Source organism: Streptomyces sp. A01, assembly GCF_059026195.1.
In genome coordinates, this window is sequence record NZ_JBWLKN010000121.1 from 1 (window position 1) to 617 (window position 617).

The window sequence follows — 617 nt, forward strand, 5'->3', positions numbered from 1 at the left end:
GGAGGGGCCGTTGGGGGCGGTGAGTCCGTTGCTGGCCCCGTCCTGGTTGACCGCGCTGCCGCGCACGAGGGCGAGGACGGGGTGTCCGTGGCGTTGTGCCTGGGACAGCGGTTCGAGGAGGAGCATGCCGGCGCCTTCGGCCCAGCTTGTCCCGTCCGCGTTGGCGGCGAAGGGTTTGCATCGGCCGTCGGGGGCCAGGCCACGTTGGCGGCTGAACTCGACGAAGCCGGTGGGGGTGGACATCACGGTGACGCCACCGGCCAGGGCCATGGAGCATTCCCCGCTGCGCAGGGCCTGGCAGGCCAGATGCATAGCCACCAAAGAAGACGAACAAGCGGTATCGACCGTGACGGCCGGGCCTTCCAGGCCGAAGGCATACGACAGCCGACCTGACATGACACTCGTCGCGTTCCCAGTCACCAGGTAGCCGTCGACGCCATCCGGGGTTTCAGGAAAACGCGGCGCGTACTCCTGTCCTGCGGCACCTACGAAGACCCCGACCTGGTTTCCACTGAGTGAGGCTGGATCGACGCTCGCTCGTTCGATGGCTTCCCATGCGGTTTCCAGTAGGAGCCGTTGCTGGGGGTCCATTGCCTGTGCCTCGCGGGGGGAGATCC

At 67.4% G+C, this 617-nt stretch carries 1 protein-coding gene; it reads right to left on the bottom strand.

All coding sequences use genetic code 11. The features are described from left to right. The coding region (locus AC5P1B_RS35800; protein WP_493892215.1) for a beta-ketoacyl synthase N-terminal-like domain-containing protein at positions 1-617 on the bottom strand (617 nt) is incomplete at both ends.